Origin of the sequence: Desulfopila aestuarii DSM 18488 (assembly GCF_900143695.1) — a bacterium.
GTDB lineage: Bacteria > Desulfobacterota > Desulfobulbia > Desulfobulbales > Desulfocapsaceae > Desulfopila > Desulfopila aestuarii.
In genome coordinates this window covers 23,668-37,180 of record NZ_FRFE01000009.1, presented here as the reverse complement: position 1 = coordinate 37,180, position 13,513 = coordinate 23,668, and the positions used below count along the sequence as shown (strand labels likewise).

10 protein-coding genes are annotated in these 13,513 nt (G+C 51.4%); 4 read left to right on the top strand and 6 right to left on the bottom strand.

What is annotated here, in order from left to right:
- Positions 1-121: 121 nt before the first annotated feature.
- Genes BUF15_RS10540 through BUF15_RS10525 form a run of 4 tightly spaced genes read right to left on the bottom strand, consistent with a single transcriptional unit; the run spans position 122 to position 7,473 of the window.
- Positions 122-2,290 (bottom strand): serine protein kinase PrkA, encoded by a 2,169-nt coding sequence (locus BUF15_RS10540; protein WP_073613446.1) that lies wholly within the window; start codon positions 2,288-2,290, stop codon positions 122-124.
- Between the two features lie 28 nt (positions 2,291-2,318).
- Positions 2,319-3,944, bottom strand: coding sequence for a SpoVR family protein (locus tag BUF15_RS10535; RefSeq protein WP_073613445.1), 1,626 nt, complete (start codon positions 3,942-3,944; stop codon positions 2,319-2,321).
- Positions 3,945-3,986: 42 nt separating this feature from the next.
- The gene (locus BUF15_RS10530; protein WP_073613444.1) at positions 3,987-5,372 is read right to left on the bottom strand and encodes a DUF444 family protein; all 1,386 of its coding nucleotides are present in this window, start codon (positions 5,370-5,372) and stop codon (positions 3,987-3,989) included.
- 40 nt (positions 5,373-5,412) lie between these two features.
- Positions 5,413-7,473 carry a serine protein kinase gene (locus BUF15_RS10525; RefSeq protein ID WP_073613443.1) on the bottom strand — a complete coding sequence of 687 codons (2,061 nt, stop codon included), beginning with the start codon at positions 7,471-7,473 and terminating at the stop codon, positions 5,413-5,415.
- Between the two features lie 394 nt (positions 7,474-7,867).
- On the opposite strand from BUF15_RS10525, the gene BUF15_RS10520 reads away from it, so the two are divergent.
- The 4 genes from BUF15_RS10520 (at position 7,868) to BUF15_RS10505 (ending at position 12,127) form a co-directional block, all read left to right on the top strand.
- Positions 7,868-8,248, top strand: a complete 381-nt coding sequence (locus BUF15_RS10520; protein WP_073613442.1) for a RidA family protein — start codon at positions 7,868-7,870, stop codon at positions 8,246-8,248.
- A 63-nt stretch (positions 8,249-8,311) separates the two neighbouring features.
- Positions 8,312-9,631 (top strand): L-cysteine desulfidase family protein, encoded by a 1,320-nt coding sequence (locus BUF15_RS10515; protein WP_073613441.1) that lies wholly within the window; start codon positions 8,312-8,314, stop codon positions 9,629-9,631.
- 145 nt (positions 9,632-9,776) lie between these two features.
- The gene (locus BUF15_RS10510; protein WP_073613440.1) at positions 9,777-9,989 is read left to right on the top strand and encodes an SHOCT domain-containing protein; all 213 of its coding nucleotides are present in this window, start codon (positions 9,777-9,779) and stop codon (positions 9,987-9,989) included.
- Between the two features lie 341 nt (positions 9,990-10,330).
- The gene (locus tag BUF15_RS10505) at positions 10,331-12,127 is read left to right on the top strand and encodes a KamA family radical SAM protein (protein WP_073613439.1); all 1,797 of its coding nucleotides are present in this window, start codon (positions 10,331-10,333) and stop codon (positions 12,125-12,127) included.
- Between the two features lie 23 nt (positions 12,128-12,150).
- On the opposite strand, the gene BUF15_RS10500 is transcribed toward BUF15_RS10505, so the two are convergent.
- Complete coding sequence (locus tag BUF15_RS10500; protein ID WP_073613438.1) at positions 12,151-12,813, bottom strand: hypothetical protein; 663 nt, start codon at positions 12,811-12,813, stop codon at positions 12,151-12,153.
- Between the two features lie 22 nt (positions 12,814-12,835).
- A complete protein-coding gene (locus BUF15_RS10495; protein WP_073613437.1) occupies positions 12,836-13,279 on the bottom strand; it encodes a pentapeptide repeat-containing protein in 444 nt (147 codons plus the stop codon).
- Between the last annotated feature and the right edge of the window lie 234 nt (positions 13,280-13,513).

Sequence of the window (13,513 nt, the reverse complement as noted above, 5' to 3'; positions counted from 1 at the left end):
ACATCCTCTGCTTGCCTCAACTACCCATCCAATTCAACGAAAAACCAATACGAATGAGGGCGGCTGAAATATCAGCCGCCCTCCACATCCTGTCTCTGACAACGATGCGCATTCCTCTCTTCTACCCGGAAAATGCCTTGGCCAGGTTGTTTTCAATCACATAAATACAGATCTCCTTGGCACCCTGACGTGAATACCCATATTTACGCTCAAGATTCTCGAACATGAAGTTGATGTCCTCACGGATCTTACGGTCATAGGTCTTGAACTTTTCGGTATCATAATCCCTTATCGCCATCCGGAAGTTTTCATTTCGCAAAAATGGCTCCAGAACTTTTTCTTTCAGATTATGGACATACCGCTCATAGAGGTGGGTGTAGAGAGACGTCTCGGTGATGTCAAGACCGTCTCGCAGGATGTCCTGGGTGAGCGCGCCAGTGGTGTAGGCCCGCTGCACATTATTGCGAAAAGCGGGTGCGTCCGCCTCGCTTCGTAAAAGACGGGTCTCGATCCGTCGAAAGAAATCTTCGTTAATCTCGATTTTCTCACCGGTGTAGGTACATTTTTCCTTGGAACCAAGGTCAAAATTGACAGCAAACATATAGTTCTGGACGTCTCGTGAAATCTGCTCTTCGTTGTAGTAGTAGAGCGCCTCTTTTACCTCCTGCAGTACCGCGTAATTGTACATCCTGAGAAGCGAGTCGAGAAACCCCATGGGTAGGATTTCCTTGTCTTCCTTGCAGTATTTTTTAAAAAACCGGATCAGCATCGACATGTCGATCAGCTTGTCGTCCCGAGCAAAGCTGGTATAGAACTCATTGAACATCCTGATCGAATCACGGCCGGAAAGCCCTTGCCAGCCATCCTTTTCCGATTCAGCGATGATCCGTTTGCGGCGCTTGGCGTTAAACCCCTCTACGTCTGTAGATTCCAGCCATTTAGGAATGTGGCCGGTAAAGATCTCCATCTTCAGGAGCTGCAGATTACGATCACAGAACACCTCATACTTGTCCGGATCGCCGATCCACTCGAGCATCGCCTCCGATTTGGTCCGCAGCCGGGTGCCGATAATTACCCGGGCAAAATTATGCAGCACGCGGGGCAAAAAGCTCTCGTCGATATGGCGACCGAAAATCTCGCGATAAATCTCTACTTCAGTCTTTAAATCAAGAACATAGGGGATCTTGATATATTCAATCCTGTCGGAGAAAGCCTGCAGGTCGGTCAGCACCTTGCGGTCTTCCGGGTTCATCAGGGCAAAGAGCAGGGAATTCACCCGCTCTTCCAGGTCCTCCACCTTGTGCACACCGTCGCTGATGATGTTGTGCAGCTCCATCAATCGCTCGGTGTTATGGGATTTGATATCCATCAAGGCGTAGATGCCGTTGTTGGTTTTGGCGTAGCGTGAATAGAGGTAAGTTACCTGCTGGGAACCTGCAAAGAGCTGGTCAAGATTCTTCTGAATAACGTCATTATGAATAACATTATTGCGAATAGGCCTGTCACCCGGATTAAAGACCGAAATACCCTCTCCCAGCCGCCGTCTTATGGCGTAGGGCCGGGCAAAGACAAATTCCATGATCTTCTCGGGGTTGCCGTATTTCCGCAAAAGTCCCTGGTAGATCGAGGTACAGATGGTGCACGGTTCATCATGGAAAACCCAGTCATACTTTTTCTCGGTAAACAGTTTCCACTTGAACTCATCGTTCTCAAACAGGTCGTCAAAGAAGTGACGGCGCACGTCTTTGGGCACGATCAACAGCGGGTGATCATGACTCGGGCAGGGTACGGTGAAGGAGTTGTCTTCGTGAGAGTTCTCACCTTTTAATTTCCACACCACCTCATAGCGGGCCCCTTCAGTGGTGTTGGTATACTCCTCGAACTTTCGGAGCAGGTTATTTAAGAACGTGGATTTTCCGCTGCCGTGGGGGCCTTCGAAGATATAAATTTTATTCTGCTGAGCACCGACAGTCACTGAGTCGACATGACGCATCAACCGGTTCGCGAACAGCCGGTCAGCGAAAAACGGGCGATCCGAACCCTCGACAAAAAGCCGGTTGCAGTTGTAGTCGAGGTAGTTGATTGACTCGGCATCATTGATATATTCATCGACTCCTTCACAGATGAAGGCGTTTATCATGTCCACATAAATCTGGTACACATTACGGATATTTCGCTCAGGATACGTGATCACTTCCTGCAGAAAATCGGCAAAGGAAATGACCGGCCGCCGCTCCCAGCTTCCCTGGTGCTTCTTCAGACTTTCCAAGGCCTTGCTCATTTCACCCATGTATCCACCTGTAGTCTCTACTGCTATCTTACTCGACCAGTTCCCTGGTGAGTCTACGGTCATGCATTGTATATCTGAACCGTTTCCAGGTATACTGTTGCGGCGGTTTCTCCTCTTTCGCCCCCGGCACCTCTTCGCTCCTGATCACCACCGGCTCGGAAGTATAGAGACAAACCGGTTTACCCCACAAAAACTCCAAGCCCATCAGCGTCCCGTCAACAAAATCCCGTACCAACGGCTTGCCTTCGAACAGATGGTTGAGGATCAGCGTCCCCGAGTCGTCCACATGAATTTTCATCGACGGCGGGTGGTAAAGCTGGTCGGCCACCATCTTCCGATACTCCGTGGCCTCCCGGCTCTTCACATAATACTGCCAGGTCATCCGCTCCTTGTTAAGTCTCTTGCCGGCTACAAACAGTTTGTGCAAGTCGACAAAATCCTGATCGATAAAGGAGTTGACGAACATAGTATCCGAATAGTTTTCGCGGATATGAAAGATATACTCCCGCCCTTTCATGGCCTCGGTATCGTAATTGCGACGCTGGTGACTATCGAGGGTGCGGAAATAATCGAGCCCCATCTTCCCTTTATTGGCCTTATCCTCCAGATAATAGAGGAGGCGCATGCCAAGGGCATAAGGGTTGAGACCTACCCGTGGCATGGAAGTCACCTTGGCATTGACGATGGCAAACTCCACCTCATGCCCGCGAATTCTGTCATCTCGCAAAAACAGTTCTTCATGCCAGTAACTGGCCCAGCCTTCGTTTAAGATTTTCGTGCGGATCTGGGGCTGGAAATAGAGCGATGTGGTGCGAATCACCTCGATCACCGTAATCATCCAGCGGTTCTCCTCTTTTTTCAAAAACGAAGAGTTCTCGATGAGAAACTGGAGGATGTCCATCCGGGCACGGTGGGCAGTATCATCCCGGTATTTTTTATAAAGAGTTTCCAGCTCGGTAAATTTGCTTTTCACCGTCTCAAGAAAAAGACTCTCCCCCTGCTCATGGTTCTCGCGAATGAAACTGTTGTAACGTTCAATCTCTTTCACATAGCCGGTAATTGATTTTTTCTGTTCTCGCTGCAGGAAGACATCGAAGTAGTAGTCGAGGAGTGTCAGGTCGCGGTTGTCGCCTCGATTAAACCCTCCCAACATCTCGAAATAGCCCACAAGATTATCCAGCGCCCTCGAAAACTCGATAATATAATCGACCCAGCGTCCCTTCTCCGAACGCAGCATGGCGATCAGCCGTTTGTCGGAAATAGCCTTGCTGGCAAAATCATAGTCCCAGGTGTGGCGAAAATAGATGTTATTCTGGAAAAAATCGATGTGACCGATAACATGATAAAAAATCATCACGTTCAGCCAGTCCGGGTTGTTGTCGTTATAAAAAGAGATGGGCGGCCGGGTGTTGATGACCGTTTCGTAAGGGTTATTGGGATAGAGTTCGTAACGCCCCTGCTCCCGCAGTACCTCGACATCCTGCACCCAGTAGTCATAAAGCGTCGGGATCATGTTCTTGGGCCCGAGCTCCACCAGGTCACGATTGGTCACGATATATTCAAGGCTCTCATCCTGAAAGCTGAGACCGGCATCCCTGGCCCGCTCCTTACAGCCTTCCATGATGCGTTTGGCATGTTGACTGATCAATTCCATAACGTTATTCCGATCCAGGCGCAACACGCGCCTGAGGTGCGATTAGGAGATGAGTTTCTTAATGCCGTCAATCAGCCGGGTCTCGGTGGCATCCTTACTCAGCACATCGAGCCGCAGATTATTACGCCACTCTTCTAAGAGGCCAGACTTGCGCAAATATGTTTCCACCTCGCTACGGCCGGAGATGCCATAGCCGTTTTCAGCAATGGTCACGCCGATACGTGAGGCATAGTTCAGCATCTGCTTTAACTGTGGAATGGCCTCGTCGCCGCGGGTATCCCAGTCGTCGCCGTCGGTGCCGTGGAAGATGTAGATATTATAATCTTTGGCCAGATTCTCTTCCTCGACAATCTTGTTCACCAACTTGTAGGCCGCTGAAACCTGGGTGCCGCCAGCCACCTTGGAGTTGTAATAGGTGTTGAAATCCTCCACCTCCTTGGCCTCGGTATCATGGAGGATGAAACGGGTCTCCACCTGCTTTTCATACTGGTAAATGAGCCAGGAGTAGATGAGTACATGCTGATTCACCACCAGTTCGGTAGGCTTGCCGCTCATGGAGCCGGAATAGTCGCGAACGAAAAAAACCACCGCCTGGGACTCGTAATCCTTCTCCTTTGAGAGAATGCGATAGACCCGGTCTTTTGGCGACATCAGCAAGTCTTTGGTGTCAACGGTGCTGTTGCCCTGGATCCGCCCCAGACCGATATTGGTCTGGATGATACGTCTGAGGGTCGCCTTTTTATCCAGGACCTGGCCAAAACCGCGGTTTTTGTCTGTTAGATCATAGGTATAACGGGTAAGTGAACGTTTCTTGCCTTTGTCTCTCAAGTTTGGCAGCTTGAACTGTTCGGTCAAGACCTTACCGAGATCATAAGCGTTGGACTCGATCTCATGGGAGCCAGCATCACCCTGCCCTGCGCCGGTCCCCTCACTACCCTTTTCCTGGCGAACCGGCTGCTCGCCGATAACCTCACCTTCCTCACCTTCGCCAGACCCGCCATCGCCCTGACCTTCGCCTTCTTCCTCATCCTGCGGGACAATCCGATCATGAATCAGCTTTTCCTCGACAGTTGTCGGAACAACCACCACCTTATCATCGCCATCCCGACCGGGCTTGACCATCTTGCCGACCCGGATCTTCCGCGGAAAACCGTCTTTTTCCCGTTGCGAATCCTTTTCCAGCAGATATTCAAGAGAATGGACGGAAGTTGCCAGTACCGGGCGCTCCGGGACATTGTCCATGAGCATCTGCTGATCGTTATAGCCATAGAGGCAGATTGGCCGGGCTGGGTCAGCCATACTGTGCTGCAGCTCGACGATACCACCTTTTTTCTCGGCAATATCCAGCTCCCGGCGCATCATGGCGTCCTGCTCAGGCGTCAGTCCTTTCCTTTTATATTCTTCATACTGCGCGCGTAGCTTTTTCATAAATCCCGATGGTCAATGCGGAAATCCGCCGTCCCTCCGTCTAATTCTCATCAACCTGGGTACAGAAATACTCGATGGTCTTCTGGGCACAGGTTGCGCAGTAACCGAGCTTATTGAGCATAGTGTCGATCATCCGGTCGTAGAGCTTCTGGTTCTCCTCGTTGGTCCGGTTGGCCAGCGCGCCAATCAGACTGCCTGCCCCGGCAATATCGGATTTCAGACGCACATCGGTGACCGCTTTCACGAGTTCCAGGTTGTCCATAAAGTCGTAATTGGGGTCGACCGAGATCTTCTGGCCGTACACCTTGCGGATCGAGGTTCTAAAGGAATCCTTCTGTTCCCTGGTCTTCAGGCCCAACCGGTCTTCCACTGAGTCAATATAGCGCTCGTCGATCTTGATCGCCTGCAACTCGCCGGTCTGCGGATTCTTGTATTTCCACATCTTGTCGGCGCCAAGATTTTCGGCGTCGATGCCGATGATCATATTGACATAGTTAAGCACATCCTTACGGATGGCCAGCGGCTCATCCATATAGGCATTGAACATCTCGGTAAGGATCCGTTCACGGTAGAGACCACGGGCAATTTTGAGGTCCGCCAGGAACTTGGTCCGGTCATTCGCCTCGCTCACATAATCGAGAATGATCCGCTCAAGTGCCGTAAAGACATCGTACGCGAACATGCACTTGCCTTCATTGGTTTCACTGGATTCCAGCATCAATTGCATGGTCCTGCCGAGATTTCGCTGTCCGAGCCCCTTCTGACCAAAACGTTTGGTGATATCATGATCCTGGTTGAGAGTGTCTATCACCTCGGAAAGGGTCTTGAGGCTCTTTTCTCCAGCCACCTCGCCGGAAGCAAGCTTCATCGTCTCAATGGGCGTGAGTTTCTCTGACCTCGGCAGGCGGGTTAACACCACCGCAGCCGAGGCGGCATAATTGAGATTCGGGTCTTGATGCATTACATCGCCGGTAAGCGTGGTCTTCGACTCATTGCCGATGGCATAGGCCGTCAGCTCTTTCTGCAGCTTGTAATTGGTATTGTGCGAGACGTAGCAGATACGGCACCGGTCGATAATCGGCGCCTCTTCTTTTTCCGCCAGGAACCGGTTGAACTCGGCGTTATTGGAGGTGGCGATGATAAGCGTATCGATCGGCCACTTGTAACCGTCAATCTCAATCGAGCGGTTCTGGATGACGCCCAGATAGACCTGCACCAGATCTTTTTTGTTCTTGTAGATCTCATCAGAAAAATGGATACCGCCACCAGCAACCCGCGCCAGCGCCCCCCGCCTGAGGTCGAACCGGTAGGGGTTGTTGGTATCGGAGATGTGCAGAAGCCTCTGGATCGATTCCTCCCCTAGCAGATCCACCGCCGAAGAGGTGATCTTGTCTTTGGCCGGATACTTGCCGGTCACGGTGCCCAGGCTTTCTATCAGGGGCACCGGAACAATTTCGATGAACTCCAGCATGTCGTCGATCTTACCGTCGGTATAATCGCGAATCTCGTTCCAGATGTATGCGGAGCACGCGCCAAGAGGCCGATAGTTATCATACCACTCCTCGACCAGCTTGGTGGAGGCCCGGTATTTTCTGGCCAGGTATTTCATGCTCTCGTCTTTTGTTTCAAAGAGATTCATGGCCAGGACCATCGGGTCTTCATAGGTCTGGGACTCAATGGCGGTGATATGCCCATAACGGCCAAGCTTATCGAGATTTTTAAAGCGGAAGGTATATTTACGATTTCCAGGGAGCGCCAAAAAATCCCGGTACATGCCACAAAGGTACTCCACCAGGAAGGTCTTGCCATTGCCCGGTTCACCGACCAGGACATAGGCCATCTCTTTGGAGGAGCCGCCTTGGGCTGCGTCTTTTACAAACGACACAAACGAGTTGATCTCGTCGTACATGCCGATGATATGCTTTTTGCCGTCACGAAATATCTTGAAATCGAAGGTGGTCTTACCGTTGACAACGACTTTCTCAATATCCCTGTCGAGAATCATCCGGCTGACACACTGAAAGGCGTTTTCGAAAACTCGATCCCCTTTCTTCACCGACGTGATATGATTATAGAGTGTATTGTTTGTTTGCGCTGGCATCGTGCCCCTCCTTTGCGAGGTAGAGAGATAGAGGTTTTGGCTTTACATCGTTTCCTTTATTATCTGCACAGATTTATTTGAAATTCAAGGAGCGGCCCGGGAAAAATCGGTGAATTGTCACCAACCACTGATAGCAGCCAACCGACCGAATACTCCTATCCCATACCTGATGCGGCGTACGGGGCTATGCTCCGGTTATGAAAAAATATAATGCAGCTTCCATAATAGTCTGCACCATTATTTGAGCATATGAACGTTTTGTGTTGACAGAAATTCGCCCGGATGGGAAACTAAGCATCAACTTAACTGCCACAATGTGCCAATTATCAAGCCTTCCAGCCGATAGCTGGCTGCAGAGAAGCTTAATAAATTATTTTTTGAAAAAGAGGATCAGATGACAAAAAAAATCCATCAGACAGATATGGCTCCAGCCGCGCTCGGCCCCTACTCTCAGGCGGTATCCGTAGGCAATTTACTTTTTATCTCCGGACAATTACCCATTGACCCAACCACAGGAAAAATGGTGGAAGGCGATATCGCGACCCGTACACACCAGGTCCTTGCAAATATGCGGGCCATTGCCGAAGCAGCCGGAGCCAACCTGGACCAGGTAGTGAAAACCACCATCTTCCTCACCGACCTTGGTGACTTTCAGGCCATGAACAGTGCCTACGCCACCCATTTCCCCGCTGCACCTCCAGCCCGTTCTACCGTGCAGGTTGCAGCATTACCACTGGGCTCCAACATTGAAATAGAGGCGATCCTCAGCCTGTAATCCGGCAAACAGCATAATCACGGATTCGCAGTACCCCACCCTTTTCACAGGCATCTGAACCATATGAAATTTACCGTAAAAGACATCCTGCAGATGGAAGTAACCCTGGCTCTTGGCTGCACCGAACCCGTTGCCGTCGCCTTGGGCGCTGCTGCCGCTGCCAGCCTGCTTCCTCAGAGGCAATTCGACTCAATCGAGGTCTGGGTTGATCCCAATATCTATAAAAACGGCATGGCCGTGACCATTCCCGGTAGCGGCGGGCTGGCTGGCATCGATACCGCTTCGGCACTCGGCGCTATTGGCTGCGATCCCCATCGCGGATTGGAGGTGCTGGAATCCCTCAACGAAGCCTCGGTGAAAAAAGCCCAGGCACTCCTTAAGGAAGGTAGAGTTGCGGTCAATCTGCGTGAAGAATCGGGGCTCTACATCAAGACCCGAATTCAAGCCGGAGAGGATGTAGCAGAATCGATCATTACCGATATCCACAACAACATTGTCAGCCTGACTCTCAATGGCACTCCGGTTAACGACTCCCCGCTCATCACGGCCCCACCCTCATCATCAGGTAAAAGCCGTCTTGCAGAGCTGGAGGAATGGCTACGGAGCCTGACCCTGCAGGAAATTTTTGAACTTCTGGAAGAAATTGATCAAGACGATCTCGCTTTTCTCCAGGAGGGCGTCGACCACAATCTTCGCCTTGCCGAACATGGGCTCAAATATGGTGGAGGACTCGGCATCGGCAAAGGCATCGACCGGCTGCTCAAACAGAAACTCCTGGTAAACGACATGGCCACCTCAGCCCGACGACTTACCTCGGCAGCAGCGGATGCCCGCATGAGTGGTGTCAACCTGCCTGCCATGAGTTCCGCCGGTAGCGGCAACCATGGCCTGACCGCCATTCTGCCAATCTGGGCCATCAAGGATTTCATTGACTGTGACAAGGAGCAGGTGCTCAAAGCCATTGCCTTAAGCCACATTATTACCGGTTATGTCAAGGCGCACACCGGCAGGCTCTCTGCGGTCTGCGGCTGTTCTGTGGCCGCCGGAGCAGGCGCTACCGCCGGCATCACCTATCTCGTCGGCGGCGATGTGGAGCATATGGCCGGGGCAATCAGAAACATCATGGAAGACCTCGCCGGTGTCATCTGCGACGGGGCCAAGGCCGGTTGCGCCATCAAACTCAACACCGCTGCCGGGGCCGCTGTCCAGGCCGCGCTCTTTTCCCTGCAGGGGATCAACGTCAAGGACACGGATGGCATCGTCGGCACATCCACCGAAAACACCGTCAGGAATATGGGCACCCTGAGTCAGCAGGGCATGATGGAAACGGACAAGACCATCCTTAAAATCATGATGGAAAAAGAGAAAAATAGACAGAGGTAGGAAACGAGAACAATAAAGCCAGCCGCAGCCGTCTCCCTTGAGCTAAATTCGATTGCGACCCTGGTCTTTACAGTTCCGGATGCACATGTTATTTAATTGCGATAACAAAAACATACACCTTAATAATTATCGCAATGGAGAGCACATGGCCCTGAGAGAGTGTATTATCCTGGTAGTGTTGGCTAGCACTTGCCTGACCTTTTCAGGTTGCGGCGGTGGCGGTGCGGAATTACGATCAACCAGCACGACAACCACCATAGGCCAGGAACTGATTGATCTGCAAAAAGCCCGGGAAATGGGGATTATCACCGAGGATGAATATGAAGACGCCAAGGAGAATATCCTCGATCGTGAGTAAGCCAGGAAAAAGGCAGTTGCCGAAATCTTTTTACCACACAAAATGACGCAACTGCCTCCCTCTTTCGTAACACCCAGGAGACGGAACACTACACCTGACACACACATTGACCCACTCGCGTAACATCTAGCGGCAATCACACTAATTTCAGCACATTAATGCCCAGGTTGTTGTTCTGCCCAGATACTGTATACTAAAGGTATCTTCTTCAAAAGCCCTGTCTTTGACAATGCAGGACAGACACTTCGCCTCACGTTCAATGTGCTGAACGTTATCATGTATGTCCAACACGCATGCGCCAAAGGCCGCAACTCGCAAGCACGTTTAAATCATTCACGACTATGACGTATACACTCAAACAACAGCTGTGCGCAGCTATCGCTATCAATCCTGAAATCAGCAATATTCTCAAGTCTTCACTGGCACTTGAGGAAAAACGGAACAGGCTGCGTGCCTATCTCTCCAGTACACTGACGGCCATCACTGACTACACTGACCCCATCCGGCCAATGGAGTGGATTTTGCGGCGGGACGCCGTCTGGGTCTTCAGAAACCTCCTCAACCCCAGGAGTGAGAATCTTGCCGAGTTCAGTTTCCTACAATATATCGATGATCATCTTAACGACCGGGAAACAGACGAGACACCGCCACTCTCAGCAGGCTTTGTCTCCGAAATAAAGCACCTGATCCAAGGCGTCAGCGATCTGACCGACGTATATGCCGAGGAACCGCCGGCATTTCTGAAGCTTCATGGACGGGAAGCCGCCACAGAGCGTTCCTCCTACCTCTCGGACATGGCCGAGAAATCGCTCGCTCTCATGGAACACCATGCCAATGGATTAAGCGATGAGCTAATCAGTGCCCGCAGCATCAACAAACAAAACATCCAGCGCCGCTACGGGATAACCGATCTGGAATGGAACGACTGGCGTTGGCATACCCGAAACATTATCCGCAACGCCGATACCCTGCGGGAGATGGTCAACCTCACCGAGGACGAGTATAAAGCCATCCAGATGGCAAGAGAAAACCGTATCCCCTTTGGCATCACCCCGTACTATCTCTCACTCCTTGATCCCGAAAATACCGGCAGCTACGATAGAGCCGTTCGCGCCCAGGTCCTGCCGCCGCTCAATTATGTCACAACGATGCGCCTCTCCCGGGCAAACGCCGACTGCTCTATGGACTTCATGCTGGAAGGAGACACCTCCCCCATTGAGGGCATTACCCGGCGTTATCCCAATATCGTCATCTTGAAACCGCTACTTACCTGCCCACAGATCTGCGTATACTGTCAACGTAACTGGCAGATCGAGGATGTCTATTCGGAAAACGCCGCACTCTCCGAAGACAAATTGGCAGCCGCCATCGATTGGATAGCTGAACGGCCTGAGATTAATGAGGTACTCATCACCGGTGGCGATCCCCTGCTCTTTTCAGACGAACAGCTTGATGGACTGCTGGCCAGGGTCGCGGCAATCAAACACGTGATCCGCATCCGCATCGGCACCCGCACCCCCGTCACCCTGCCGCAGCGGATCACCGATGCCCTGGCACGGACCATCACCCGCTATCATGAACCGGGCCGACGGGAGATTGTGTTAATCACCCATTTTGAACATACGACCGAGATCACCCCTGAGGCCATGGCCGCTGTTCAAAAATTCCGATTATTTGGCGTCAGTGTTTACAACCAGCTGGTTTACACCTTCTACAACTCGCGTCGGTTCGAAGCCGTGACCCTTCGTCAGCAGCTCCGACTCATCGGCGTTACCCCCTACTACACCTTCAACACCAAGGGCAAAGAGGAGACCGATCTTTATCGGGTCCCTATTGCAAGACTGTTGCAGGAGCAGCAAGAAGAGGCCAGACTCCTGCCGGGTACGGTACGGACCGATGAGATCGTTTTCAACGTGCCGAAGCTCGGCAAGAACTACCTCAAGGCCTCGCAGCACCGGGATATCATCTCGATTTTACCAAACGGTAAACGGGTCTATGAATTCCACCCGTGGGAAAAGAAGCTGGCGTTGATGGACACGTATGTCTATACCGACGTTTCCATCCATGAATATCTGGAACGGTTGGAGAAATTGGGCGAGGATCTCGAGGAGTATAAAACCATCTGGTACTACTATTAATGCTACGAGTACCCCACCACACTTTATAGGGACTCTGCTGACACACTGGAGGCAACAGGATCATTTTCAACAGCTGTCAGCTCATATTCGATGGGATTGGAAGAAGATCTGATTCGTGAAAGAATTCTGCCAAAACCTGCAGCAAAATAGCTCTCTACCTCCATATCGGCCATAACATGGTAACGGCTCACCACCTGGAGACAGATTGCGGCCGGCAGCAGTTTCGAAGGACAATGGACATCAAGTGCCACAACCCTGTGGCTACCGCTGCCAGTTTCCCAGCTTATACCGGGAACGAGTTCAGCCGGCAGCCAGAGCTCCGGTATCCCGCTGCCGATGCTCTCGATCCGGTAAATACCGTCGGGGAGGTACTGATATTTCTCGCTCGATTCGATGAACTCATGATACAGCTCGCTGTAGGCGCGGTTGTTACAGGTGAGTACCCCGTTTTTTTCATCATATTCCGGCACCATCTTCAGGGTGCCGGAATCCCCGTCGGGATAATGCACCATAAAGGTGTAGCGGCGACCGGCCTCGGGCAGGAAACACTCCGGCAGGGCGCATGTACGCTCTTCGGCAATGCCAACGAAAGCGATCCCGTCATGCGATCCAGCCAGCAGAGACAGGAGGACTGCAACAAATATCTGTACAATCCTCTGGTCTTTCTCCACCGCAGAACGCCCCATAGACCCTCCTTTTGCAATACCGCTACTTGCAGCTGCCGATACTCTCTGCTGCACAGATTTTGCCATCCAGCCAGGTGGCTCCGCTCAGATCTGCTTCCTTGAACTGTGTTGCTGACTGATAGCTTCCTTTCAGCAAAGCACCGGTAAGATCAGCACCACTGAAATTGGTCATGGAAATGTTTGCCTGAGTCAGATCCGCCCCACTCAGGTTCGCCCCGCTCAAATTTGCACCACTCAGATTGGCGTACATGAGATTTGCTTTACTGAGATTTGCACCTGTAAGTTTTGCCTGCTGCAAGCTGGCCTGTTCCAGATTCTGCCCACTCAGGTCGATCCCTTCACAGCTGGTCTTGTTCTTAATATCGCAGCCATTGACAACCCCAAGCTTCTTTGCTTCGCCTATACCGGCAACGGTCAAGGCCAGAGTCACCCCACCAGCCACCATAATAAGATTCTTCCAACTCATCGCTATCCTCCAGTTGCTATTAGCCTGTCTACGATATATCCACAAGACAGCTGAGTCCTGAGATGTATAGAAAACGGTTCTCCCTGCTATATGCCAAAAAAGTATTGAAAGAACAGGCCATACCTTTGATATATATCGCAATCTGAGGGTTTCAAAAAGCCTTTTTACCGATTATGTTGACAATACGATACACATTTATCTCTCTCGAAGAGGCCATTTTCAACGTTTTTCAGA

Coding starts and splice junctions, on each gene's coding strand:
- BUF15_RS10540 (WP_073613446.1), bottom strand. CDS start 2,290: ATGGGTGAAATGAGCAAGGCCTTGGAAAGTCTGAAGAAGCACCAGGGA.
- BUF15_RS10535 (WP_073613445.1), bottom strand. CDS start 3,944: ATGGAATTGATCAGTCAACATGCCAAACGCATCATGGAAGGCTGTAAG.
- BUF15_RS10530 (WP_073613444.1), bottom strand. CDS start 5,372: ATGAAAAAGCTACGCGCGCAGTATGAAGAATATAAAAGGAAAGGACTG.
- BUF15_RS10525 (WP_073613443.1), bottom strand. CDS start 7,473: ATGCCAGCGCAAACAAACAATACACTCTATAATCATATCACGTCGGTG.
- BUF15_RS10520 (WP_073613442.1), top strand. CDS start 7,868: ATGACAAAAAAAATCCATCAGACAGATATGGCTCCAGCCGCGCTCGGC.
- BUF15_RS10515 (WP_073613441.1), top strand. CDS start 8,312: ATGAAATTTACCGTAAAAGACATCCTGCAGATGGAAGTAACCCTGGCT.
- BUF15_RS10510 (WP_073613440.1), top strand. CDS start 9,777: ATGGCCCTGAGAGAGTGTATTATCCTGGTAGTGTTGGCTAGCACTTGC.
- BUF15_RS10505 (WP_073613439.1), top strand. CDS start 10,331: ATGACGTATACACTCAAACAACAGCTGTGCGCAGCTATCGCTATCAAT.
- BUF15_RS10500 (WP_073613438.1), bottom strand. CDS start 12,813: ATGGGGCGTTCTGCGGTGGAGAAAGACCAGAGGATTGTACAGATATTT.
- BUF15_RS10495 (WP_073613437.1), bottom strand. CDS start 13,279: ATGAGTTGGAAGAATCTTATTATGGTGGCTGGTGGGGTGACTCTGGCC.